Annotated in this window: 20 protein-coding genes and 2 other annotated features (1 of these 22 cut by a window edge); all 20 genes read left to right on the top strand. The window is 49.3% G+C overall.

The window, feature by feature from the left end:
• Positions 1-1,572, top strand: coding sequence for a uroporphyrinogen-III C-methyltransferase (gene cobA, locus IEW26_RS17935; protein ID WP_188593347.1), 1,572 nt, complete (start codon positions 1-3; stop codon positions 1,570-1,572).
• 148 nt (positions 1,573-1,720) lie between these two features.
• A complete protein-coding gene (hemB, locus tag IEW26_RS17930; protein WP_111268773.1) occupies positions 1,721-2,722 on the top strand; it encodes a porphobilinogen synthase in 1,002 nt (333 codons plus the stop codon).
• Positions 2,723-2,903: 181 nt separating this feature from the next.
• The gene (hemL, locus tag IEW26_RS17925; RefSeq protein ID WP_188593346.1) at positions 2,904-4,208 is read left to right on the top strand and encodes a glutamate-1-semialdehyde 2,1-aminomutase; all 1,305 of its coding nucleotides are present in this window, start codon (positions 2,904-2,906) and stop codon (positions 4,206-4,208) included.
• Positions 4,205-5,125 carry an RluA family pseudouridine synthase gene (locus IEW26_RS17920; protein ID WP_188593345.1) on the top strand — a complete coding sequence of 307 codons (921 nt, stop codon included), beginning with the start codon at positions 4,205-4,207 and terminating at the stop codon, positions 5,123-5,125. Before hemL ends, IEW26_RS17920 begins: the two co-directional genes overlap by 4 nt.
• Before the next feature lie 200 nt (positions 5,126-5,325).
• On the top strand, positions 5,326-6,894 hold the full coding sequence (locus IEW26_RS17915; protein WP_188593344.1) for a LysM peptidoglycan-binding domain-containing protein: 1,569 nt from the start codon (positions 5,326-5,328) through the stop codon (positions 6,892-6,894).
• Positions 6,895-7,057: 163 nt separating this feature from the next.
• Positions 7,058-7,341 (top strand) — a binding site (T-box leader).
• A 105-nt stretch (positions 7,342-7,446) separates the two neighbouring features.
• Positions 7,447-10,110: a valine--tRNA ligase gene (locus tag IEW26_RS17910; RefSeq protein WP_188593343.1), complete on the top strand. Its 2,664-nt coding sequence runs from the start codon at positions 7,447-7,449 to the stop codon at positions 10,108-10,110.
• Between the two features lie 88 nt (positions 10,111-10,198).
• Complete coding sequence (locus tag IEW26_RS17905) at positions 10,199-11,575, top strand: bifunctional folylpolyglutamate synthase/dihydrofolate synthase (protein ID WP_188593342.1); 1,377 nt, start codon at positions 10,199-10,201, stop codon at positions 11,573-11,575.
• A 5-nt stretch (positions 11,576-11,580) separates the two neighbouring features.
• Positions 11,581-12,951 (top strand): UDP-N-acetylmuramate--L-alanine ligase, encoded by a 1,371-nt coding sequence (gene murC, locus IEW26_RS17900; RefSeq protein ID WP_111268766.1) that lies wholly within the window; start codon positions 11,581-11,583, stop codon positions 12,949-12,951.
• A gap of 173 nt (positions 12,952-13,124) precedes the next feature.
• Complete coding sequence (locus IEW26_RS17895) at positions 13,125-14,324, top strand: SPOR domain-containing protein (protein WP_188593341.1); 1,200 nt, start codon at positions 13,125-13,127, stop codon at positions 14,322-14,324.
• A gap of 147 nt (positions 14,325-14,471) precedes the next feature.
• Positions 14,472-14,714, top strand: a complete 243-nt coding sequence (locus IEW26_RS17890; RefSeq protein WP_110898900.1) for a DUF4321 domain-containing protein — start codon at positions 14,472-14,474, stop codon at positions 14,712-14,714.
• Positions 14,715-14,805: 91 nt separating this feature from the next.
• Entirely contained in the window at positions 14,806-15,420 is a 615-nt protein-coding gene (locus tag IEW26_RS17885; protein WP_188593340.1) for a Maf family protein, read from the top strand.
• A gap of 32 nt (positions 15,421-15,452) precedes the next feature.
• Positions 15,453-16,142 carry a RadC family protein gene (gene radC, locus IEW26_RS17880; protein ID WP_111268762.1) on the top strand — a complete coding sequence of 230 codons (690 nt, stop codon included), beginning with the start codon at positions 15,453-15,455 and terminating at the stop codon, positions 16,140-16,142.
• Between the two features lie 190 nt (positions 16,143-16,332).
• Positions 16,333-17,367, top strand: a complete 1,035-nt coding sequence (locus IEW26_RS17875) for a rod shape-determining protein (protein ID WP_111268761.1) — start codon at positions 16,333-16,335, stop codon at positions 17,365-17,367.
• Between the two features lie 181 nt (positions 17,368-17,548).
• Positions 17,549-18,421, top strand: coding sequence for a rod shape-determining protein MreC (gene mreC / locus IEW26_RS17865; RefSeq protein WP_188593339.1), 873 nt, complete (start codon positions 17,549-17,551; stop codon positions 18,419-18,421).
• Complete coding sequence (locus tag IEW26_RS17860) at positions 18,421-18,954, top strand: rod shape-determining protein MreD (protein ID WP_188593338.1); 534 nt, start codon at positions 18,421-18,423, stop codon at positions 18,952-18,954. The genes mreC and IEW26_RS17860 overlap by 1 nt, the downstream gene beginning before the upstream one ends.
• Before the next feature lie 74 nt (positions 18,955-19,028).
• Positions 19,029-19,691: a septum site-determining protein MinC gene (gene minC, locus IEW26_RS17855; RefSeq protein ID WP_111268758.1), complete on the top strand. Its 663-nt coding sequence runs from the start codon at positions 19,029-19,031 to the stop codon at positions 19,689-19,691.
• 3 nt (positions 19,692-19,694) lie between these two features.
• On the top strand, positions 19,695-20,489 hold the full coding sequence (gene minD, locus IEW26_RS17850) for a septum site-determining protein MinD (protein ID WP_024633965.1): 795 nt from the start codon (positions 19,695-19,697) through the stop codon (positions 20,487-20,489).
• A 237-nt stretch (positions 20,490-20,726) separates the two neighbouring features.
• Entirely contained in the window at positions 20,727-21,578 is an 852-nt protein-coding gene (locus tag IEW26_RS17845) for a M23 family metallopeptidase (protein ID WP_188593337.1), read from the top strand.
• Positions 21,571-22,431: a M50 family metallopeptidase gene (locus tag IEW26_RS17840; RefSeq protein WP_188593336.1), complete on the top strand. Its 861-nt coding sequence runs from the start codon at positions 21,571-21,573 to the stop codon at positions 22,429-22,431. Before IEW26_RS17845 ends, IEW26_RS17840 begins: the two co-directional genes overlap by 8 nt.
• A 108-nt stretch (positions 22,432-22,539) precedes the next feature.
• Positions 22,540-23,790, top strand: a complete 1,251-nt coding sequence (locus IEW26_RS17835; RefSeq protein WP_188593335.1) for an Rne/Rng family ribonuclease — start codon at positions 22,540-22,542, stop codon at positions 23,788-23,790.
• Between the two features lie 56 nt (positions 23,791-23,846).
• Positions 23,847-23,860: a sequence feature (ribosomal protein L21 leader region), on the top strand (it continues 70 nt past the right edge of the window).

The following is a 23,860-nucleotide window of genomic DNA, read 5'->3' as shown; positions in this document are numbered from 1 at the left end:
ATGGCGGGCAAGGTCTTTTTGGTAGGTGCAGGTCCTGGGGATGCAAGACTGATTACGGTCAAAGGATGGGAAACCATCGGCAAGGCAGATGCGGTTGTATATGACCGTTTGGCAAGTCCACGATTGTTAAAATTGATGAAACCCGGTGCAGTCAAGATTTATGTGGGGAAACGGCCGGATCGACATACGATGAAGCAGGAAGAGATTAACCAGCTGCTTGTGGATCTGGCTCTTGAAGGAAAAGTCGTTGTACGCCTTAAAGGCGGAGACCCGACCATATTTGGAAGAGTAGGTGAGGAAGCGGAGCTGCTGCACAAAAACGGCATTCCGTTTGAGATCGTACCTGGTGTTACGGCAGCGATCAGCGTACCAGCCTACGCAGGTATTCCGGTGACGCACCGTGATTATGCTTCCTCCATCTCGATTATTACGGGGCATGAAAGCCCGGACAAGCTGGATCGCAGCATCCACTGGGATAAAGTGACGAATGCTACGGGCACACTGGTATTTATGATGGGTGTTGCCAAAATCGGCTACATCAGTGAACAGCTTATTCGTCACGGTCGTCCAGCCAGTACCCCTGTTGCGCTTGTTCGTTGGGGAACACGGGCGGAGCAGGATACAATTACGGGAACGCTGGAGGATATCGAAGCTAAAGTGATTGCAGCAAATTTTCAGCCACCAGCCGTGATTGTGGTTGGAGATGTGGTCAATCAGCGGGAGCATTTGAAATGGGCTGAGGCCATGCCGCTGTTTGGCAAACGAATTCTTGTTACTCGTGCTCGCAGTCAGGCAAGTGAACTGGTCAATCGCATTGAGGAACTTGGCGGTGAACCGTATGAGTTCCCAGTGATTGAGACGGTCATGCCAACCAGCGAATCTGCCAGACAAAGTGTCAAAGATGCACTGCAAGTGTTAAATACGTTTGATTGGGTCTTTTTCACAAGTGTAAATGGCGTGGAGTTTTTCTTCCGCCATCTAGAAAATGAAGGCAAGGACATTCGCTCGCTTCATCAGGCGAGAATTGCGGCAGTAGGCCCTTCTACAGCAGAAGCACTACGCAAGCACGGAATTGCGCCTGAGGTTGTGAAAGGTCCTTTTCAGGCAGAGGGCATGTTGGAGGCATTTGAGAGTGAACTGAAGGCAGACCAAAACGTACTCATTCCACATGGAGATCTTGCCCGCTCCTGGTTGCCAGAGCAGTTGAAGGAACGTGGATTAAACGTTACCGAAGCTATCATCTACGATACGATTCTTGCAGGTGAGGATGACGATGAGTTACTAAAGTTGCTTGAAGAGGGCGGTATCCATGCAGTGACCTTTACCAGCTCATCCACTGTGAAGAACTTTTTGAAGATGCTTGAGCGTATGGGTGTGCAGGACCCTCTGCCGCTGTTGAAGGGAATAGAGGTAGCATGCATTGGTCCGGTTACGGCGCAAACCGCTGAGGCTGCCGGGTTAAAAGTCACGTTGATGGCTGAGGAAGCAACGATGACCAGTCTGATTGATGCGTTGTGTGAGTGGAAACGTAAGGATTCGCGGGAGCATGCGAGTGAATCCGTGAGTCAGTAGATCAGATACACCGATAAGAGGTTATGACAGGCTTCGGCTGAACATATGAAGCGTGCTGAATTCGTGAAGAAGCGGCGCGCTTCCCTTTTTGCCGGTATTCGTCCTCATCGCTCGACTATAAAAAGAAATTTCAGGAGGTAGAGTGTACATGGGTTTTCCAATCGTACGTCATCGCCGGTTACGTCAATCGACAGGCATTCGTAATATGGTGAGAGAGACACATCTGACGGTGGATGATTTCATTCAACCGATCTACGTGACATATGGTAAAGACGTGAAGTCCGAGATCAAGTCCATGCCAGGCGTATTCCGTTTCTCGCTGGATCGTTTGCAGGAAGAAGTGAAAGAAATTGCTGAATTGGGTATTCCGGCTGTGTTGTTGTTTGGTATTCCGGAAACGAAGGACAGTGTAGGTTCATCAGGTTTTGCAGAGGATGGCATTGTACAGGAAGCTACGAGATTGATCAAATCCTGGTATCCTGAGCTGCTGGTTATTGCCGATACATGCCTTTGCGAATTTACGGATCATGGGCACTGCGGAATGGTGCACACAACCGAGGTTGACGGACACATCTGTGGTGATGTGCTGAATGACGAGTCGCTGGAGTTACTTGTGAAAACGGCGGTATCGCAAGCCAAGGCCGGTGCAGATATTATTGCCCCTTCCAACATGATGGATGGTTTTGTACAGGCCATTCGTGCGGGTCTCGATGAGAATGGATTTAACCATATTCCAATTATGTCCTATTCCGTCAAATATGCTTCGGCATTTTACGGGCCATTCCGTGAAGCGGCGGATTCCACTCCGCAATTCGGAGATCGGAAGTCATATCAGATGGACCCGGCCAATGCTCGGGAAGCGTTGCGAGAGGCTGAGACGGATGTGCTTGAGGGAGCGGACATGCTGATGGTGAAGCCTTCCCTGTCCTATCTGGATATTATGCGTACGATCAAGGATCAGTTTGATCTTCCTCTTGTGGCTTATAACGTGAGCGGTGAGTATGCCATGGTGAAGGCTGCCGCAATCCAGGGATGGATTGATGAGAAAAAGGTAGCTATGGAAATTTTGCTGAGTATGAAACGCGCAGGGGCAGATATGATTATTACCTATTACGCCAAAGATGCATCCCGCTGGCTGGCTGAAAAATAAATCGATGTCTGCCCTGTGGTAACTATCGACCGTGTTTATGTATTCAAATAAAACCCATAGGTTTTGCTCTTGTTAGAGAAAGATGCAGCAGAATGTATAAGTTGAACAATTCATTTGATCCAGCAATTAGGATGCATCTTTCTTTCTGCAAGGCGAGACCGTTACATTAAGGAGGATGTTCATGACTGCACAACAAAGCAATCGTCGCAATGATGAGCGCTCACGCAGCGCATTTGAAGAAGCCAAGCAGTACATACCCGGAGGAGTCAACAGCCCGGTTCGTGCATTCAAATCCGTGGGACTCACGCCGATCTACGCTGAGCGCGGAGAAGGTTCCAAAATCTATGATATTGATGGCAATGTGTTCATTGACTATGTAGGTTCATGGGGACCGCTGATTATGGGACATGCCCATCCCGAGGTTGTTGAGGCACTGCGCGAGACTGCTCTGAAAGGCACAAGCTTTGGTGCACCAACGCTGCTTGAGACGGAAATGGCCAAGCTTGTGTGTGAGCGTGTACCATCCATTGATATTGTACGTATGGTGAATTCAGGTACAGAAGCAACGATGAGTGCCATTCGACTGGCACGTGGTGTAACCGGACGAAGCAAAATTTTGAAATTTGAAGGCTCCTATCATGGTCATGCTGACAGCTTGTTGATCAAGGCTGGATCGGGTGTGGCAACGCTCGGATTGCCAGACAGCCCTGGGGTACCAGAAGGGGTAGCCCTGAATACAATTACGGTGCCTTATAATGATCTGCAATCCGTGCGCCTTGCTTTTGAACGATTCGGAGAAGAGATCGCTGCTGTAATCGTGGAGCCAGTTGCCGGTAATATGGGTGTGGTACCTCCAGCTGAAGGCTTTTTGGAAGGCTTGCGCAGCGTGACCACCGAGTATGGCAGCTTGCTGATCTTTGATGAGGTCATGACCGGATTCCGTGTAGGTTTGAACTGCGCTCAAGGAAGATTCGGCGTTACACCGGATCTGACGTGTCTGGGTAAAGTTATTGGCGGCGGGCTTCCAGTAGGTGCTTATGGCGGACGCAGGGATCTGATGGAGCAGATTGCACCGACCGGGCCGATCTATCAGGCCGGAACGTTAAGCGGTAATCCGCTGGCGATGGCAGCGGGTTATACTACGCTGAAACTTTTGACACCGGAAGTATACGATCGTCTGGAGATGTTGTCTGCACGTTTGCAGGCCGGATTCGAGAAAAATGCAGCAGAAGCGGGCGTTGCGGTAACGATTAACCGTGTCGGTTCAATGGTATGTCCATTTTTCAGTGCTGTACCGGTAACGAACTATGATATTGCGAAGGAAAGCAACCTGGATCAGTTCCGCCGTTATTTTGCAGCCATGATCGATCATGGCGTCAGTGTTGCTCCTTCCCAGTATGAGGGGATGTTTGTATCTGGTGTGCATACAGAGCAGGATATCGAAGATACCATTGAGGCGAACCGAAAGGCTTTGCAATCATTATGAGCATCAAAAGCTGGAAACGCCGCGGACAATGGCTTGAGCTGATGCCGGGCAAGGCGGTCACTGGAAAAGAAGACAGACAGGCTGCCGCCGACCAATGGCTTCTGTCCGAGCTTCAATTCCCGGAGAAGCTGCTTCGCCAGATCAAGGCAGCGCAGGGGATACAGCTAGCAGGGGACCGGCTTCGGCTGGCCCTTTTTGCTGTTCAGCCGCTGGGTGTGGAGCCGCGATGGGCTGATCTGAATGTACTGTACGAGGATGATTTCTGTCTTGTTGTGCATAAACCGGCTGGCATGAAGCTTCACCCGGATGGAACCCGTGAGGATCAGGCCATTACACTGGATCATGCTGTAGCCTCATATTACGAGATGAACGGCATTGAAACGAGCGTACGTCATGTTCATCGTTTGGATGAAGATACGACAGGACCTGTTCTATATGCCAAAAATGCATTTGCACTCGCCATACTGGACGAAGCGATGCGTCGAAAAACCATTGATCGCCAGTATGTTGCCATCGCTGACGGCCAAGTTTCGCCTGAACTTCGCACCATTGATGCGCCCATCGGCAAGGACAGGCATCATAAGCAGCGCAGACGTGTTTCCGATGGAGGCCAGGTTGCTGTTACTCATGTGAGCATTGTGCATGTATGGGAGAGAGCAACACTCGTACGCTTGAAGCTGGAGACGGGACGTACACATCAAATCCGTGTGCATCTTAGTTATGTCGGACATCCTCTTGTAGGGGACAAGCTGTACGGAGGGCGTTCGGATGTTATTGGCAGGCAGGCACTGCATGGTGAAAAGCTGAGCTTTAATCATCCTTTAACGGGAGCATTAATTGAAGTACAAGACCCGTGGCCAGCGGATTTTGAACAATTGGCTGCGAGGGAAAATAACACGCGCGGAGAGCGGACCTGATTAACGGGTCCGTTTTTTTGTTTTCAACGTTCGCTTAAACTCTCATCATGAAATGAGGATTGAAATCTGAGCAGGCTTTTCACAAAAGGTGGCATGCCCATCCCATTTAAGGCATATAGATGGGTAACGAAGGATTGGACCATGGATCAGTCCCATGAGAAGGATCATGGTGAATATATGCCGAAAGGAGGACGCCACCTTTGTTGAATCAACCTTATGGTTTGCGGTTCGATATTTATGAGCGCGTTCATTTGTCTGAGGGAGTGCCTGCCATTGAGGAACTGGAGGAAATTGAGCTGTATCCACGCATTCAGGTCATTGGACAGGACGACCATGCCACCTTGCGGGGGCATCTGCTGCTTACAGGAGCGTACCGGGGGGAAAGCGAAGAATCGGAGGAATTAAAGCATTTTATTCCTGTTGAAATTACGGTGCCGCTTAACAGGGTTAGATCCATTGATGATATTTCCATCGAGATTGAAAATTTTGATGTGGATCTGTTGTCCAGCCGAAGCTTGAACATTACGGGAGTATTGTCTCTGCGAGGCATTGAAGGTTTTCCGGTAGAGGAGCCGCAGGTGTGGACAGCAGATGAATTCACAGTGGTGCATTCACCTGAAGCTCAGCCGGACAGCCGGGCAGACGAGCTCGGACAGACCGAGGCATCAGCACAATCGGAGCAGTACGAGCAACCGGGGCAATATGATTCGTTAGAGCAGTACCAGCAGCTTGGCAGAACGGATCAAGCTTATGAGCAGCAGGTGCAGGTCCAGCGGGGGGAGGAGGAAGAGCTGGCAAATGCGGCAGAGCTTGCTGCGTACGGTTCCCCTGAATCCGCTGATTTGTCCTTGAGGGTTCAGACAGAACCGAATCAGGAAGAACGGTTACAGTCTGATTGGAGTCCGGCAGCTGATCCAAACGACGAAGCCCCTACGCCAATTTCGTCATTCCTGGCGGAGACAGCAGACAGACTTGCTTCGTATCCTGAATCTGAACCGCTGCTTTCAATTGAAGGCGAAGCCACGGCAGCCTGGTCTGAACCTCCGATTGGAAGCAGTTTAGAGAATGCCATCGGAAGTAGTTTAGAGAATGCAGCGTCATCCAGTACGGAATCTGCTGCTCTGCTCCGTTCAGAAGAGGAACGGAAACCGTTGGAGCAGCATGCGCCTGAGGTATGGCACTTTGAGGAAGCAAGGTCAGGCGGTCAGCAAGGAGAGCAGGATGCCGGCAGTGCTCCAGCTCAGGTGCAGACAGAGAACTGGCAGGATGTTTTTGCCTCCTCTGAAGCAGTTAACGTAGAAGTCGGGCGGATTGTAACGGAAACCGCGGAAGAAGAGGCTTTGCTGCAGAATGAAGAATCTATTCCTGAACCAATCGCCGAGGCGGAAGACAAGCCGGAGCTGAAGGTTGCTTTTGGCAGCAAAAAAGAAACGTCCCCAAGATCCGAAGAAGGAGTGGGTATCTCCTCACTGTTAGCCTCGTCTGGCCGCAGTGCTCGCGAAGCGGATGGAGAGCGTACGGAAGAGGCTTCTGCTGGAGCGGTTCCTGAAGATGAGAGCCAGACCGAAGAGGTTGAGTGGAAAAATCTGTTCCTCGGCACCATTGTAGATCAGAATCCGTTCCGCAAAGTGAAGCTCTGCATTGTGCAGCGTGAGGATACACTTGACGCTATTGCTGATCGTTATCAACTCAGTACCCGAGAGCTGCAGCTGTATAATCGCTTGACCGAACAGGTTGTGGAAGAAGGACAAATTCTGTATATCCCTTGAATCCACTTGCCGCCGATATTGTCAGCCAGAACGCCCGTAATCCTTTGCAGGGATTGCGGGTTTTGTTTGTTTTCCAGTGAATTCTTTTCTCTACATTCAGGTTCCGCTGCTGCCAGGTTGACTATCGTGCACGAGCAAGGTATGATGTGTTTAGGTTTTTTGTATAATGACGTGGATCGGGAGTAGTAGACAGTATGACCTTTCAGAGAGTGGGATCGATGCGCTGTGAGATTCCGCAGGAGCCAACTGATCGAAGTCGCCCGGGAGTTGCCTGTTTGAGCACTTGAGGTGTAAGCTATTTATGATTTTTAACCTCGGAGGTAGGATGGGCCGGTCGCAGCCGTTATCTGCTTGAAGTGTCACGCCTGAATCAGAGGATGAGTTGTTTGTCCTGCTGTCTGCGTGAAACAAAGGTGGTACCGCGAAAGCTAACCTTTCGTCCTTTGATGGATGAAAGGTTTTTTTGTTTTTTTTTTTGGCCCTAATGATGATTTCGGGTGCCTTAATGATGATTTTAGGAGCCATGATGATGAAGTAACGGAGGAATGACACATGTCTGAACAAAAAAAAGCAACAACAGAAATGCCAACCACATATGATCCGAAGGCGGCAGAAGACAAATGGTACTTCACATGGACGGAGCGTGGTTATTTTCAAGCGGGCAAGCGCAAGGATGCTGAGCCGTACACGATCGTAATCCCACCCCCGAACGTAACGGGTATGCTTCATATCGGGCATGCACTCGACTTCACACTGCAGGATATCCTGATTCGTACGAAGCGCATGCAGGGTTACGATGCTCTGTGGCTGCCGGGCTCTGACCATGCGGGGATTGCTACTCAAACGAAGGTGGAGCAGAAGCTTCGTGAAGAGGGCTTGACACGTTATGACCTGGGACGCGAGAAGTTTCTGGAGAAAGTATGGGACTGGAAAGACCAGTATGCCACAACCATTCGTCAGCAGTGGGGTAAGATGGGGCTATCGCTGGACTATTCACGTGAACGCTTCACGCTGGATGAAGGTTTGTCCAAAGCTGTTCGCAAAGTCTTCGTACAGTTATACGAGAAAGGTCTCATTTATCGCGGTAAACGCATTATTAACTGGGACCCGGTAAATCGTACGGCACTTTCGGACATTGAAGTTGAATATAAAGAAGTTCAAGGACATCTCTACCACCTGCGTTATCCGCTCAGTGACGGAAGTGGTCACATTACTGTGGTAACGACTCGTCCGGAGACGATGCTTGGTGATACCGCTATTGCTGTTCACCCTAAGGATGAGCGCTATGCAGACATGATTGGCAAAACGCTTGTGCTGCCGATCCTCGGACGTGAGATTCCGCTGATTGCGGATGACTATGTAGACAAAGAGTTCGGTAGCGGTGCGGTTAAGATTACACCGGCACATGATCCGAACGACTTTGAAGTAGGTTTGCGTCATAACCTGCCTCAGATTACAGTCATGGACGAAAGCGGCACGATGAACGCCGAAGCAGGCAAATATCAGGGACTGGATCGCAGTGAATGCCGCAAGCAGATCGTTGCAGATCTCAAAGAACAGGGTGTACTGATCAACATCGAAGATCATATGCATCAGGTAGGGCACAGTGAGCGTACCGGAGCTGTAGTTGAGCCGTACCTTTCCACACAATGGTTCGTGGAGATGAAACCACTTGCCGAGAGAGCAATCAAGAAACAGCAAAGCGGCGAAGGGGTTAACTTTGTACCGGATCGTTTTGAGAAAACATACCTGAACTGGATCGAGAACGTTCGGGACTGGTGTATTTCCCGTCAACTGTGGTGGGGACACCGCATTCCGGCCTGGTATGATGAAGAGACTGGCGAAGTGATTGTATCGGCCGAAGATCCAACTACGCTGCCTGAGTACGCAGGACGCAAGCTGAAGCAGGATGAAGATGTTCTGGATACATGGTTCAGCTCTGCGCTGTGGCCGTTTTCCACATTGGGCTGGCCAGAAAATACGGAAGACCTCAAGCGTTATTATCCAACCAACGTACTTGTTACCGGATATGACATCATCTATTTCTGGGTAGCTCGTATGATTTTCACCGCCTTGGAATTCACGGATGAGATTCCGTTCAAGGATGTGTTGATGCACGGTCTTGTGCGTGATGCCGATGGACGAAAAATGTCCAAATCTCTGGGGAACGGTGTAGACCCGCTGGATGTTATCGAGAAGTATGGTGCAGATGCGATGCGTTACATGATCTCGACCAGCAGCACACCTGGACAGGACTTGCGTTTCCGCTGGGAGCGGGTTGAACAGGCGCGCAACTTTGCCAACAAAATCTGGAACGCTTCTCGCTTCGCGCTGATGAATCTGGAAGGATTTACGTTCGAAGATCGTGATATCAGCGGCGAGCTTGGTACGGCCGATTATTGGATTTTGCATCGCCTGAACGAAACTTCCCGCGATATTACGCGTCTAATCGATGCGTACGAGTTTGGGGAAACAGGTCGCGTCCTGTACAACTTCATCTGGGATGATCTGTGTGACTGGTACATCGAATTCGCCAAGCTGTCCTTCTACGGAGAAGATCCGGTGGCGAAGAAGAAAACACAATCGGTGCTGGCTTATGTGCTGGATCAGACGATGCGCCTGATTCATCCGTTCATGCCGTATATCTCGGAAGAAATCTGGCAGCATCTGCCTCATGAAGGGGAAACAATTACACTTGCATCATGGCCGGTATATGACCCTGCACTGGAGAATCCGGGAGCTGTTGCCGAGATGAACCTGCTGATGGATACGATTCGCGCTGTCCGGAATATTCGTGCAGAAGTGAACGTACCTATGAGCAAAAAAATTGAATTGATGGTTAAAGCGAATAATGATGAAACATCAAGCATCATTGAGCGCAACAGCCATTATATCAAGCGATTCTGTAACACATCCGAATTTGAGAGCGGACTGGATCTGAGTTCTCCGGATAAAGCGATGACCGCAATCATTACAGGAGCAGAACTGTACTTGCCGCTGGCGGGTCTGATTGATATTGAGCAGGAAGTAGCCAGACTGGAGAAGGAACTGCAGAACCTCGAAAGTGAAGTGCTCCGTGTAGAGAAAAAACTGGCAAATGAAGGCTTCGTAGCCAAGGCTCCGGCTAAAGTGATCGAGGAGGAACGCGCCAAACAAGCAGATTATTCCGATAAACGGGATAAAGTCATTGCACGGATTAAAGAGCTGAAAGGGTAATATCCAAAGGGTCGGATGGAGTGCACGCTTGCGCCATCCGGCTGCTTTTTTCAATCATTAATCAAACAGGGAACCGAAGGTGAATCAGATGACGGAATTAAATGCGAGAGATACAGCAACTCCTTTACGAACGTATGACGAGGCCGTGGACTGGATCAATGGCCTTATTCCTTTTGGCATCCGGCCTGGGCTCGAACGAATTGAGACCCTGATGGTACAGCTTGGCAATCCGCATCAACGACTCAAATTCATTCATGTCGCGGGAACGAACGGCAAAGGTTCGACTTGCGCTTTTTTGACGTCAGTGCTGATGCAGGCGGGATATGATGTTGGTACATTTACGTCGCCTTACATCACCAAGTTCACCAATCGCTTTCAATACAACAGTGAGGACATCCCTGAAGAGGTTCTGCTGAAACTGTCGAACCGCTTGCGTCCGCTTGTAGCGGAGATGGCTTCCACACCGCTGGGTTCACCCACGATGTTTGAAGTATCCACAGCTCTGGCACTGCTGTACTATGCGGAAGAGTGTTACCCTGATATTGTGGTATGGGAGACTGGGCTGGGGGGAAGGATGGACGTAACGAACATTGTTACGCCCGTTGTGTCCGTAATTACCAACATCGGTATGGATCATACGGATGTGCTTGGAGACACCATCGAGCAGATTGCGTATGAAAAGGCGGGCATCATCAAGCCGGGTGTTCCCGTCGTGACCTGTGTCTCACAGCCTGAGGCTGTCAAGGTAATTCAAGAGAGAGCGCAGCAGCTGCGATCTACGGTGTATTTGGCAGGGGATCAGTTCTCTTACCGCAGGCTGGAGAGCAGCAAGGAAGGACAAGGCTTCCAGTTTACGGGACCGTTCCGTGATATGCAGATTCACATTCGAATGCAAGGTGTATATCAGTGTGACAATGCTGCGGCTGCATTTATGGCTCTTGAGGTACTTCGGCAATATATGGCCTTCATGCTGGATGAAGACGATATTAAACTTGGCTTCGATAATGCCTTCTGGGCAGGAAGATTTGAGCAAATCAGCGGTAATCCCTTGATTGTGCTGGATGGAGCTCATAATCCTGAAGGAGCCGAATCATTAGCCAAGAGCATTATCGACGTATATCCCCAAAAAAAGTTAATTTTGATGATGGGTATGCTGGCGAATAAGCATCACGAAGCGTATTTGCAGCATATACTGCCACTAGTGGATACGCTGATCCTGACCGAGCCAGATTTCCGACGCAAAATGGCTGCAGCTGAACTGCTGCAGATTGTAGAGCGGGTACGTCCCGCCACTGCGAAAAAGGAACTGGAAATCATCGTCGAGCCCGATTGGGCTAAGGCACTTGATCTATTGAAGTCACGGACGGAAGCGGAGGATCTGGGGGTGGTTTCCGGCACGCTTTATCTGATTGCAGACGTGCGGGCAGCCCTTTTGCATCAAACCGATTCTGAAAAAGGTTGGTGAAAGTTTTGTTAAACACATCGGAACACGTTCATTTTATAGGGATTGGCGGTTATGGCATGAGTGCCATCGCCCGGGTTATGCTGGAGATGGGATACACCGTTACCGGATCGGATGTCGCTTCACAGGAATTAACGGAGAAGCTGGCAGCCAAAGGGGCGAAAATATATATTGGACATACCGCAGAGCATGTGAACGGAGCGGATCTGGTGGTCTACTCGACAGCGGCTCCTGCGGATAATGTGGAACGTGTAGCTGCTCAGCAGCTTAACATTCCTATTCTTCATCGCGCACAGATGCTGGCACGTTTGTTGAACGAGCGCAAGGGTGTAGCCGTTGCGGGAGCGCATGGTAAAACAACAACGTCGTCCATGATTGCACTTGTCATGGAGCAATGTGATACCGATCCGACCTATATTATTGGCGGAGAGATTATGAATCTCGGTACGAATGCCAAGGCAGGCCAAGGCGAGTGGGTTGTAGCCGAAGCGGATGAGAGCGACGGCTCCTTTTTGCAGTACCATCCGTGGCTTGGCATCGTTACGAACATTGAAGCGGATCATCTGGAGAATTACAACAGTGATTTTGAGGAACTCAAGAAAGCATATGTGCAATTCCTCAGTCAGATTCGTCCAGAGGGTACCGCCATCGTATGTGCGGATGATGAGAATGTGCAGGCGATTCTGCCGCATCTTCAATCCCGTGTAACAACCTATGGTATTGATCAGGCCGCAGACTACACAGCGACAGATATCATGCTTGGGGATCGCCGGATATCCTTCACGATGAACCATCAGGGTACTGCTATGGGAACGGTGGAGTTATCCGTACCAGGCAAGCATAACGTCTATAATGCGATGGCTACTGTAATTACTTGCCTTGAAGCAGGCATACCTTTTGAACAGATTACAGCAGCGATTGTACAATTTCATGGGGCTAAACGCAGGTTCCAGGTGCTGGGTGAGGCACGTGATATGCTAATTATTGACGATTATGCTCACCACCCTACGGAGATCGAAGCAACGATCAGTGCAGCCAAGGCAACGGGCAAACGCATCATCGCTGTATTCCAGCCGCAGCGTTACACACGTACATTTTTCCTGCTGGATGCCTTCAGCCGGGCATTTGCCGAAGCAGATGAGGTACTGATTACCGACATCTACTCTCCTGCGGGCGAAAAGCAGATTGAAGGTGTGCATTCCGCCAGATTGGTAGAACTGATTGTACAGAACAGCAACGCATCGGCAAGATATCTTCCAACAAAAGAAGAGGTTGTCGCTGATCTGCAACCACGGCTGCAGCCGGGAGATCTTGTGCTTACGATGGGTGCAGGGGATATCTGGAAGGTGGGCGATGCCCTCGCCAAAGGCTTGAAATAAACATCGAATTTGAGCAGGTTCGTAATGTCAAACGTCTGTCTTCTTTATGAAGCCAGGCGTTTTTGCTTTGGGAGTTCATCTTCAAGCAAATAAGGGTTGCCGTAAATTTTATAGAATATTACGTGCAATGCTCGCATATAGCTGGTACAAAGGGGACAAAGGAGAGGGTACGGGTGAGCAATGCCAGAATGACGTTTCGCTTCGGGGATCAAGAGTCGGACAAGCTTCAGAGTAAAGAGATACAGGCTTCCAGTTCACTGTTTACAAATCACGAAGACGTGCCATTTGAATTAGAAGCACCACCGAAACCTGAATCAGAAATGAGCAGCTTGAAAAGTAACAGCACAGGACCGACATGGCCAGCAGAGGACATGCCTGTTGACTGGGGAGGAACGATTCTGGCGGATGCCTCCCGTTCTGAATTGCATCATCTTGAATCCGGGCGAACCAATGATGAGAGCCGTTTGCTGGACCACCGCAATGATGATTATGAATTTGATCTGGATCAGGGTCATAACTGGATAGCTGAGTCCGATAATTATTCCTATAAACGTAATCGTCCGCCCAGAGGCTGGAAGATGATTGGCTCTATTTCAGGTGCATTGGTGACCGGAGCGCTGTTTGGCATGGTTATTCTGTCTTTTTTTAACAAGGAGGGCACGACAAAACCGGATGAGATGCTGCCCGTGAATCAAACGGCATCTGCTGTAACAGGTCAGGAGGAGACTGCTGCGAACACAGGGCAGCTTGTAACGTCCTCTGCAGGCGGCACCTACTATGCTCTTCAATACGGGGTGTTCAGCTCCCCGGAACGAGCGGAGCAGGCCAAGCTTGAGCTTACCCAAGCGGGAATAGCTGCGGGTACGGACCCTGATGACGGTAATCGTGTTTACGCAGGCATCTCGGCTGATCGCGAAGAGGCCAAGCTGCTCAGTACGAGATTGAAGTCACAGGGGGTCGAATTGTATGTCAAGGAAATCGTTAACCCTGAAGTGAATCCGGCCATATTTGGAAGCAAGCAGGAGGATGCCTCTCTTTTTTTCCAAAACAGCTCGGCTCTCGTGGATCAGTTATCCACATTATCGATCCAGCAGCTGGGTCAATCTGTTCAGGCGGCTATAGCACCAGAAACGATGCAAGTATTGTCGAATCGGCACCAAACGTGGTTGAACGGTCTGAAGAGCCTTTCCCCTGGAATGACGTCAGAGGTACAGCCGGTTGTTTCGAGTATGGAAAAATCAATGAACAGTGCGATAACGGCCATTGCCGAATACAATAAAAATCCGGATGCTGTTCATATGTGGGCAGTACAGTCCGATTTGATGCAGTATGTACTGCAGCAGAAAAAGTGGCTTGAGGCAATCAAACAGTAAGCGGAACTGTTCTCATAACAAGGTCCTAAAATCCCTCTCCGGCAAGGAACTGGAAATAGTTCCCCCTGCCGGATTTGTGTTTGTATTGACGTACAAAACCCCGTATAATAATGTGGGTGTCAAAAAATGGCGAGGGAAGATTAACCGATGAAAAAAAACTTCGGCGTATTATTATTGTTTCTGCTGCTTGGCTGGATGGCTGGAGCGTGGATCGCCAAGGCACTGCAGCCTGTAAAGGCGGTAGCCTTTTTAACCAAGGTCACAACGATTCGATGGTCACCTCAGGCTGATCTGGATATTTTCAGTTATGACCTTTCATTTCAATTTCAAATGAGCCTTCTGAGTCTGATCGGCATTATCGCGGCCATATGGCTGTATCGCAGACTGTAGGAGAATGACGAATGTTGACAAAAAAAATAAACCAGTGACATCTATTATCCAGTGATTAAGACAGGTGTTGCCGTAGTATAAGGAGCCGTTAATGTTGAATAACACAGAGCAGCGCCCGATTATTCTGGCCTCCACATCGCCGCGGCGTAAAGAACTGATCGCATCACTCCATCTAGCGTTTGAAGTTATACCAAGTCATGCAGACGAGCATACAACTTCGGACTGGACACCGGAGCAGACGGTACAGGAACTTGCAATGCGCAAGGCGCTTGCTGTGTATCGCGGACTCGAGGGGAACCGGCAGGAAGCGATTATCGTTGGCAGTGATACGGTTGTTGTGCTGGACAATGAAATTTTGGGCAAACCGGTTGATGCTGCTGATGCCGAACGTATGCTGTCTCGGCTGCAAGGGCGGGAGCACCGTGTGTTCACGGGCGTTGCATGCATTGATGCAGGCACTGGACATTCGGTCGTGCACTATCGTCAGACCAATGTAACGATGAAGGAGCTTTCGGAAGCGAAGATCCGTGCGTATGTACAAACGGGGGAGCCTTCCGACAAAGCAGGATCATACGCCATTCAAGGTATCGGTGCTTCACTGATCGACCACATAGAAGGATGTTATTTCAATGTGGTAGGCTTGCCGTTATCTTTACTTAGCGATATGCTTGAAGGCTTCGGAGTATACGTGCTGCCAGGGCAGTAAACCCAATTGAATACTGTGAAAAGAGGGAACATATGGAGTCGGCTCAATATATGATGCGCGACATCCCCCAGGAAGAACGCCCGAGAGAACGCATGATGGAATATGGGGCGGGCGCCTTGAGCCATGCCGAACTGCTGGCTATTTTACTTCGAACGGGAACAAGACAGGAATCTGCGGTGCATATGGCCCAGCGGATATTGAATGATGCGGGCGGAGTACGCTCGCTGATGGATCTGAGTCTTGAAGAATTGACAGCCATGAGGGGTATAGGACAAGCCAAGGCTGTTCAGCTCAAAGCAGGTATTGAACTGGGACATCGCATTGCCAAGAGCCGGCTGGCACCTTCAACGTGCATTCGAACTCCACGTGATGCTGCGGATATTTTGATGGAACAGCTGCGTTATTTGCAAAAAGAACATTTTGTATGTCTTTTTCTCAATAGTAAAAATCATATTATTGCTCAGGAAACACTCTCCATGGGCAGCCTTAATGCTTCGATTGTACATCCGCGTGAAGTATTTCGGGCCGCCATCAAATGTAGCAGTGCCTCAATTGTATGTGCACATAACCATCCAAGCGGTGATCCGACGCCCAGCCCGGAAGATATTCAGATAACGAAGAGACTGATTGAAGCTGGTGCTATCGTGGGTATTGATGTGCTGGACCACCTTGTTATCGGTGATGGAACCTATGTAAGTTTGAAGGAGAAGGGCTTGGTATAATATAATGGTTGGCGTTGATGTTTTTTCCTATGAATGATCACGGACATGTCCGTCATAGATAGGTTCACTTTATTTAAGATTCAACAATGAAACAAATGCGAATATTAGCTCCACGGTTCCGTGGAAATAACAATTACGCTCTGCGAATGAAGCAGCTGCGGCAATATGAGGCAGAAAAGGAGAATACGTTATGTTTGGTGGTTTTACGAAAGACTTGGGTATTGACTTGGGGACAGCGAATACGCTGGTTTATGTACGGGGTAAAGGAATTGTGGTGCGTGAACCTTCGGTGGTTGCTCTCCGGACGGATACCAAAAGCATTGAGGCAGTGGGGGAGTCAGCCAAAAAAATGATCGGACGTACACCTGGCAACATTCGTGCCATCCGCCCAATGAAAGATGGCGTTATCGCTGACTTCGATACAACTGCAACGATGATCAAATATTTTATTCGTCAGGCACAGAAGCAGCGCTCCATGTTCCAGCGCCATCCAAACGTGATGGTCTGTGTACCTTCCGGAATTACGGCGGTAGAACAGCGTGCGGTTGAAGATGCTACCAAGCAAGCCGGCGCACGTGAGGCTTATACGATTGAAGAGCCGTTTGCGGCTGCAATTGGTGCAGACCTGCCAGTATGGGAGCCAACGGGCAGCATGGTTGTTGATATTGGCGGCGGTACGACGGAAGTGGCCGTTATCTCTCTTGGCGGGATTGTAACCAGCCGTTCTGTACGTGTTGCAGGTGATGAAATGGATGAATCTGTCATTCAGTATATCAAGCGTCAATATAATTTGATGATCGGTGAGCGTACTTCCGAGCAGCTCAAAATGGACATTGGATCAGCTATGCCATTGGAGCAGGTAGAAACGATGGAGATTCGTGGACGTGACCTCGTGACGGGTCTGCCTAAGACCATTACAATTACTTCGGATGAGATCAGCGAGGCACTGGCGGATACCGTGAATGCAATTATTGAAGCGGTAAAAGTAACGCTGGAGAAATGCCCTCCTGAGCTTGCTGCCGATATTATGGACCGCGGAATCGTGCTGACTGGCGGAGGAGCATTGCTGCGTAATTTGGACAAGCTGCTTGCTGGAGAGACAGGCATGCCTGTCATTGTTGCAGAGAATCCGCTTGATTGCGTAGCGATTGGAACCGGTAAAGCACTGGAAAATATTCATATGTTCAAAAGCAGAAGCAGTTCAGCAGTTCGTTCCAAGCGTTAATTGGCAGCTTGTCTGCCTGACTTCGGATCAGGCAGCGGCGTATTAATGCAGAGTGCCCGGTTATCCCGGGAGAGCTATAACCCGCTTAACAGGGGAGGGTCAGTTGATATTCTCGCAGGGACTGCAGATCTGATGTCTCCCCGCCGGGCCAAGCTCGGAAGAGAATAATGGATGTTAGAGGGTGTTGGAACTGTTTAAACTGCTAGGCAACAAAAGACTTTTTGTTTTGCTGGTGGGCCTTGTTACATTTATCGCGTTGATGGGCTTTACGCTCAGTCCGCGTGCCACTTTATCCTGGCCGGAGAAATTCCTGAAGGATTCCGTTGGATTTGTACAATACGTATTTTACAAGCCCGCTTCCTATGTAGCGGGCTTTTTCAAAGATGTAGCGAACATGCGTGCGGTATATCAGGAGAATGAAGAGCTCCGCATTGCAATGGGACACTATACGCGTGACCGATTGAAGTACAATGATTTGGAGCAGCAAAATGATCAACTTCGGAATGCGCTCAAATTTACGGATGAACAGAAGAATCGGTATAATTATGGCTCTCGAATTGCACAGGTTATTAGCGCCAACTCGGACCCGAACAGTAGAACGATCAACATTGATATCGGGGAAAATGCAGGTATCAAGTCAGGCATGGCCGTTACTTCACAGGAAGGTCTGGTCGGAGTAATTAGCCATGTTAGCGCTTATACGTCAACAGTAAATCTCTTAACTTCAATGGATGCAAATGATCCAACGTCGAATGCAATCGCGGCTACTGCAGTTGGCAAAGAGAAAGTGTTCGGTATGATTGAGAGTTATGATCCCAAGAGCGGCATGCTGAAGATGACCAAAATTGCCGAAGACTCCAACATAGCAAAGGATGATGAGATAATTTCATCCGGCATTATCAACAACTTTCCGAAGTATATGCGAATCGGTAAAGTGAAAAGTGTGGAGAAAAGCGAATATGGCTTAACGAAGACGGCTATGATTGAGCCTTATGCCAGCTTCCTGGACTGGAAAGAGCTGATTGTTATTATTCCGCCTGAGGTTAAAGAGTAATGGTGACACGCAAACAGGTTCTGTTTCTGTTACTGTTCGTTCTGTTTATTGCTGAAGGCACGATCCTGCCGCAGATTATTCCTTCGGCCTGGCAGATGCGTATTTCAGCTAATCTCGTCTATGTCGTTATTTTGTTTTTTGCTGTGTACCATCATCGGCATACAGCCCTTGTGCTCGGCATATCATTTGGACTCCTGCATGACGTCGTCTTCTACGGGGAGATGATCGGTCCTTACGGCTTCTCCATGGGGTTATCGGCTTATGTGATGGGACTCATTTTTCAAGCACCTCGTGCACCGATGCCCATTATGGTTTCGGTTGTACTTCTGGGGAGCCTGCTGAATGATACGATGTTATTTTTCCTGTATAAACTGTTTCAGCTCAATCACGTGACGTTTGACTGGGCACTGATTGAATACATGATCCCTAATCTGTTTGTTCACTTTGTGTTTGCCCTGATCATCTATGTACCGCTGCGCAAACAGCTGGAGAAGATCGGCAAGCCGAGAAGCAAGACTGACGAACCTGTCTGATGACATTTATGAAGCAGGAAGCAGGAACTTGGGAACCGGGGCACGAAATGTAATGAGATGGGAGGGACAGGCTTATGACGGTAAAATCGAATCACGTAACGATTAAAGGCATCCGAGACGGCTTGGTTTTCCTGTTGGACGATCAATGTGAATTCGAGGAATTGCTCTATGAGCTCCGCTATAAGCTGGAACACAGCCATCAAAATATTTTGACCGGACCGATTGTTCATGTGGATATCAAGCTGGGAGCGCGAGAAGTTACGGAAGAGCAGAAGGAAGAAATTCTCGATATTTTGAAGCAAAAAGGCAATCTGCTGATTCGCTCCATCGACTCGCCTGCTCTAATCCAGGAGGTCAAAGGTCCCCCGCCGATTATGACGATGTGCGGCATGGTACGATCGGGCCAGGTGCTTCATCATGAGGGTAATCTCCTGTTTCTTGGAGATATCAATCCAGGGGGCACGGTGACGTGTACCGGGGATATATATGTTTTGGGTTCACTCAGAGGTATGGCTCATGCCGGAATCACCGGGGACGAGGAAGCCATCATTGCAGCATCGGTCTTTGCACCGACACAGCTGCGTATTGCAGATGTCATCAGTCGTCCTCCGGATGAATGGGAGAGTCGTGAAACCGGGATGGAATTTGCTTATTTGCAGGACAATCAGATGCAGATCGACAAGATGAGCAATATCGTTCGGTTGCGCCGAGATTTTAATGTGTTTAAAGGAGTGTAGCTCATGGGAGAGGCGATCGTGATCACTTCGGGTAAAGGCGGCGTGGGTAAAACAACCACCTCGGCAAACATCGGGACAGCGCTGGCGCTGCTCGGCAAAAAGGTATGTCTGGTCGATACGGATATCGGCCTGCGTAATCTGGATGTCGTGATGGGACTCGAGAACCGTATTATTTACGATCTGTGCGATGTTGCGGACGGCCGCTGCCGTCTGAACCAGGCTTTGGTGAAAGACAAGCGTTTCGAGGAACTATACATGCTGCCTGCAGCGCAGACGAGAGACAAAAACTCTGTATCGCCAGAACAGGTGAAGGATATCATCCTTGAACTGAAAAAAGATTTTGAATACGTCATTATTGATTGCCCGGCTGGCATAGAGCAGGGATTCAAAAATGCAGTAGCAGGAGCAGATCAGGCCATCGTTGTCACTACACCGGAAAATGCAGCAGTGCGTGATGCGGACCGTGTGATCGGATTGCTTGAAAGTTCACACATCCAGTCACCAAAGCTGGTAGTGAACCGGATTCGCAATAACATGGTGAAATCAGGCGATATGCTGGATATCGATGGAATTTTACAAGTACTTAATATTGACTTGATTGGCATTGTGCCGGATGATGAACTTGTTATCAAGGCTGCCAATTCAGGTGAACCAACCGTAATGAACCCCGATTCACTTGCGGCGATTGCATATCGCAACATCGCAAGACGTATTCTCGGTGATACGGTCCCGTTAATGCAGCTGGAGCAGAAGAAGGGTGCATTTTCCCGGTTCAAGAAGTTTTTTGGAATGGGCTAACATAACCATGTATTGAAACACAGAAGATACGTTATTATCAGGGATTAAACAGCTTTAAATTGCTTTGCGTAACCGAATCTAGATGTAACGTGTTGTAGCCGGGGCCGTGTGCCCGGCTTTTTTTGTTTTTAACTCTTTCCACCCGCGATTTATTTAAGGGCCGGATACAGGCTTGTTCATATTCTCTGCTCCTGTCTCATAGGATGTAGTAAACAAGCCTCAGTGGGAGGATATTTCATGAATACGAAACGCAGAATCAAGCAGAGAAGAGAAGAGCGAATTCGGCGGCTGATGGATGGGGCAGTGCATGAAATCATGCAGGAACAGAAGTCTGCTCCTCGCAGCGAGCGAACTGAAAGCTTTCCGCAGAAGCCGTTTGTTGTTGTAGATGAATCTCAGGAAAGAGATCCGGAGTGGCTGTGGAAAAAAGAAAATTCACGTTATGGCTCGCCAGGGCGCTCCGGCTTTCATATTCTTCGATCGCTGCTTCGGCGAACGATGGTGAGTGCAGTCATTTTTGCTGGTGTCTGGGGACTGTTCCAGTTAGATGCGTCATGGACGATAATGCCAAAAACGGTTATTGCCGATGCACTTCACAATGATATGGATTTTGCTACTGCCGCGGCGTGGTATGAACGGAACTTTGGTGGGCCCCCGTCCTTCCTGCCTGTTCTGGGACATACAACGGATGCGGTGAATGGCTCGGGAATCAGGCAACTGCTGGGAAAACCGGTTTCGGGAACAGTCGTTCAGCCGTTTGCTCTAAGTATGAAGGGAATCGAGATTGTTCCTGATGCTGCGGCTGCGGGAGGACTTGTGCAGGTAGTCAGCTCAGGTGCCGGTCGAGTGCTGGAGGTGCTCGGAGATGGAGAGAGCGGCTACACCGTGGTAATACAACATACGGGCAAGGTGACGGCAATTTATGGGCGCTTAAACGAAAGTGAGCTGCAAAAGAACGACTGGGTCGAAGCGGGAAACACCGTAGGCACTCTCAAGGCTGGAAGCAGTGAACAGCCGGCTACGCTTTATTTTGCGATAAAAGAAGGAGAAGAGTACGTGGATCCTGCGGAAGTCGTCGCCCTTGATTAGGGTATGGGGGGTGCGCATCTCGCTTCACCCTTTTTTTGTAATCATCATGATGACCTCTCTGTTAACTGGACATTTTATGGAGCTGATTACGCTGTTTGCGATTGTATTTATTCATGAATGCGGACATGCGGCTGCGGCAGCCCTTCTGGGCTATCGTGTGCAATCCATACAGATGCTTCCTTTCGGGGGAGTGGCAGTCATTGAAGATGGGGGGAAGCTGACAGCATATCGCGAGATTGTAATCGCCTTGGCGGGCCCGCTGCAAAATCTGCTGATGGTTGGCATGGTTTTACTGCTGCGTTATCTTCAGCTGGGTGATCCGGTATTTCTGGACTATGTTATACAGGCCAACATGCTCATTGCTATGTTTAACCTGCTGCCAGTGCTGCCTCTGGATGGTGGGAAAATTGTACAAGCCCTTGTCAGCCTGTGGGCTCCATATTATACAACACTCATGTGGACGTATCGCATCAGCATCCTGTGCAGCGCAGGGGTTATTTTGGTTGCAATCAGCAGGTGGTTTGCCGGGGAATACGGGCTCCCGTTAAACATTTTGTTAATCGGTCTTTTTTTATTTTATTCCAATGTGACGGATTATCGGAACGTGCCCTATCGTTTTATCCGTTTTCTTATGAATCGTGAGGCTGTTTTTGTGCGGCATGCTGCCGCGGGCAGTCTGGCTCAGCCAATAATCTCGTTTCCAGCGAAACCTTTGGACACTATTTTGCGTCTATTAAAAAGAGAGAGGTACCATATGGTATACGTTATGAACAAACAGGGACGTGTGATGGCCGTTTTGCCGGAGCAGCGTGTGATCGGTTCCTATTTCAAACAAAATATGGATAAACGCTAACGTCTGCTGATGAGACTATTCGGAAACGGGGTAATACCTATATGACAGGTAGGGCCTATAATAGGAAATGGATGTGGATGAATTGAAGTGTCTTCTAGAGGTGAAGCCATGAAACAAATGATCGTACATAATGAACATAACCTCATGCAAATGGCGCTTCTGGAAGAAGGCAAGGCTGTGGAATTCACGGCAGAGCGTACACGAGAGCGGGGGCTGCTGGGTTCCTTTTTCAAGGGACGGGTAGTCAATGTGCTGCCAGGTATGCAGGCTGCCTTTGTAGATATCGGTCAGAAAAAAAATGCATTTCTGTATGTGGACGATGTGCTTCATCCTCACTTGGAGAAACAGCCCAAGATAAAACCCTCGATCTCGGAGCTGCTGCGGCCGGGTCAGGAAATCATCGTGCAGGTTCTCAAGGAGCCGGTAGGAAGCAAAGGAGCCCGGGTGACTACACACTATTCACTTCCGGGCCGCTGGCTTGTTTACATGCCGGTAGCAGGTTATGTTGCAGTCTCGAAGAAAATCGCCCGAGAGAGTGATCGTTCACGTCTGAAAGCGCTCGGCGAGCAGTTGTGCCGGGATGAAGAAGGGCTGATTATTCGTACCGTCTCTGCAGAGGAGCAGCACGAAGCGATTCAGACTGATTTGGATACCTTGCGCTCACAGTGGCTGTTGATTCGGGAAAAAGCCGATAGTCTGCCTTCTCCAAGCCTTTTGCATCGTGATCAAAGCATGATTCAGCGGGTCATCCGTGATGTGTATGCACCTGGAAGTGACGAGGTGATTACGGATAGTGAAGCACAAGCTCAGGTGATTCGCACGCTGCTGGAGGAAATCTGTCCGGGAGATGAACCGAGGGTTCGGGTGCATTCGGGAACGGAATCCATCTTCGACGCGTATGGCGTGCAGGAACAGCTGAACAAGGACTTTGCCCGCAAGGTCTGGCTGCCGGGAGGCGGTTATATCGTCATTGATCATACTGAAGCGTTGACAGTCATCGACGTGAATACGGGGAAATATACAGGGTCAGGCGGAGACAGTCTGGAAGAGACGGTCACGGAAACCAACATGCAGGCCGCAGTTGAGATTGCCCGGTTAATGCGACTGCGGGATATCGGCGGTATGATTATTGTTGATTTCATTGATATGGAAGAAGCAGCGAATCGGCATGAAGTGGCAGCCGCACTGGAGCAGGAGCTGCGTAAGGACCGAACGAAGGCATTTGTTCTGGGATGGACCAAGCTCGGACTGCTTGAATTAACACGCAAAAAAGTAAGAGAAGAGAGCACACTGCCTTATGTTGAGGCTTGTTCCTCCTGTCATGGGACGGGGAAAAGATATATTTCACCTTTGCATTGATTTTTGATATGCTGCGTGATATAATCATCAAGTATGTGTTTAGCCAATAGGTCTTGCACATGCTGTAACC

This window comes from Paenibacillus silvae (genome assembly GCF_014639235.1).
In the GTDB taxonomy this organism is placed as follows: domain Bacteria; phylum Bacillota; class Bacilli; order Paenibacillales; family Paenibacillaceae; genus Paenibacillus; species Paenibacillus silvae.
Note: the sequence above shows the minus strand (reverse complement) of the source record. Positions and strands in the feature narration are given on the sequence as shown.

What these genes read in the sequence shown, in the direction of transcription:
- radC (WP_111268762.1), top strand. Translation starts at nt 15,453, where the DNA reads ATGGAGTCGGCTCAATATATGATGCGCGACATCCCCCAGGAAGAACGC.
- IEW26_RS17860 (WP_188593338.1), top strand. Translation starts at nt 18,421, where the DNA reads ATGGTGACACGCAAACAGGTTCTGTTTCTGTTACTGTTCGTTCTGTTT.
- hemB (WP_111268773.1), top strand. Translation starts at nt 1,721, where the DNA reads ATGGGTTTTCCAATCGTACGTCATCGCCGGTTACGTCAATCGACAGGC.
- IEW26_RS17910 (WP_188593343.1), top strand. Translation starts at nt 7,447, where the DNA reads ATGTCTGAACAAAAAAAAGCAACAACAGAAATGCCAACCACATATGAT.
- IEW26_RS17920 (WP_188593345.1), top strand. Translation starts at nt 4,205, where the DNA reads ATGAGCATCAAAAGCTGGAAACGCCGCGGACAATGGCTTGAGCTGATG.
- IEW26_RS17905 (WP_188593342.1), top strand. Translation starts at nt 10,199, where the DNA reads ATGACGGAATTAAATGCGAGAGATACAGCAACTCCTTTACGAACGTAT.
- IEW26_RS17845 (WP_188593337.1), top strand. Translation starts at nt 20,727, where the DNA reads ATGAATACGAAACGCAGAATCAAGCAGAGAAGAGAAGAGCGAATTCGG.
- IEW26_RS17890 (WP_110898900.1), top strand. Translation starts at nt 14,472, where the DNA reads ATGAAAAAAAACTTCGGCGTATTATTATTGTTTCTGCTGCTTGGCTGG.
- IEW26_RS17885 (WP_188593340.1), top strand. Translation starts at nt 14,806, where the DNA reads ATGTTGAATAACACAGAGCAGCGCCCGATTATTCTGGCCTCCACATCG.
- IEW26_RS17875 (WP_111268761.1), top strand. Translation starts at nt 16,333, where the DNA reads ATGTTTGGTGGTTTTACGAAAGACTTGGGTATTGACTTGGGGACAGCG.
- cobA (WP_188593347.1), top strand. Translation starts at nt 1, where the DNA reads ATGGCGGGCAAGGTCTTTTTGGTAGGTGCAGGTCCTGGGGATGCAAGA.
- IEW26_RS17835 (WP_188593335.1), top strand. Translation starts at nt 22,540, where the DNA reads ATGAAACAAATGATCGTACATAATGAACATAACCTCATGCAAATGGCG.
- hemL (WP_188593346.1), top strand. Translation starts at nt 2,904, where the DNA reads ATGACTGCACAACAAAGCAATCGTCGCAATGATGAGCGCTCACGCAGC.
- minC (WP_111268758.1), top strand. Translation starts at nt 19,029, where the DNA reads ATGACGGTAAAATCGAATCACGTAACGATTAAAGGCATCCGAGACGGC.
- minD (WP_024633965.1), top strand. Translation starts at nt 19,695, where the DNA reads ATGGGAGAGGCGATCGTGATCACTTCGGGTAAAGGCGGCGTGGGTAAA.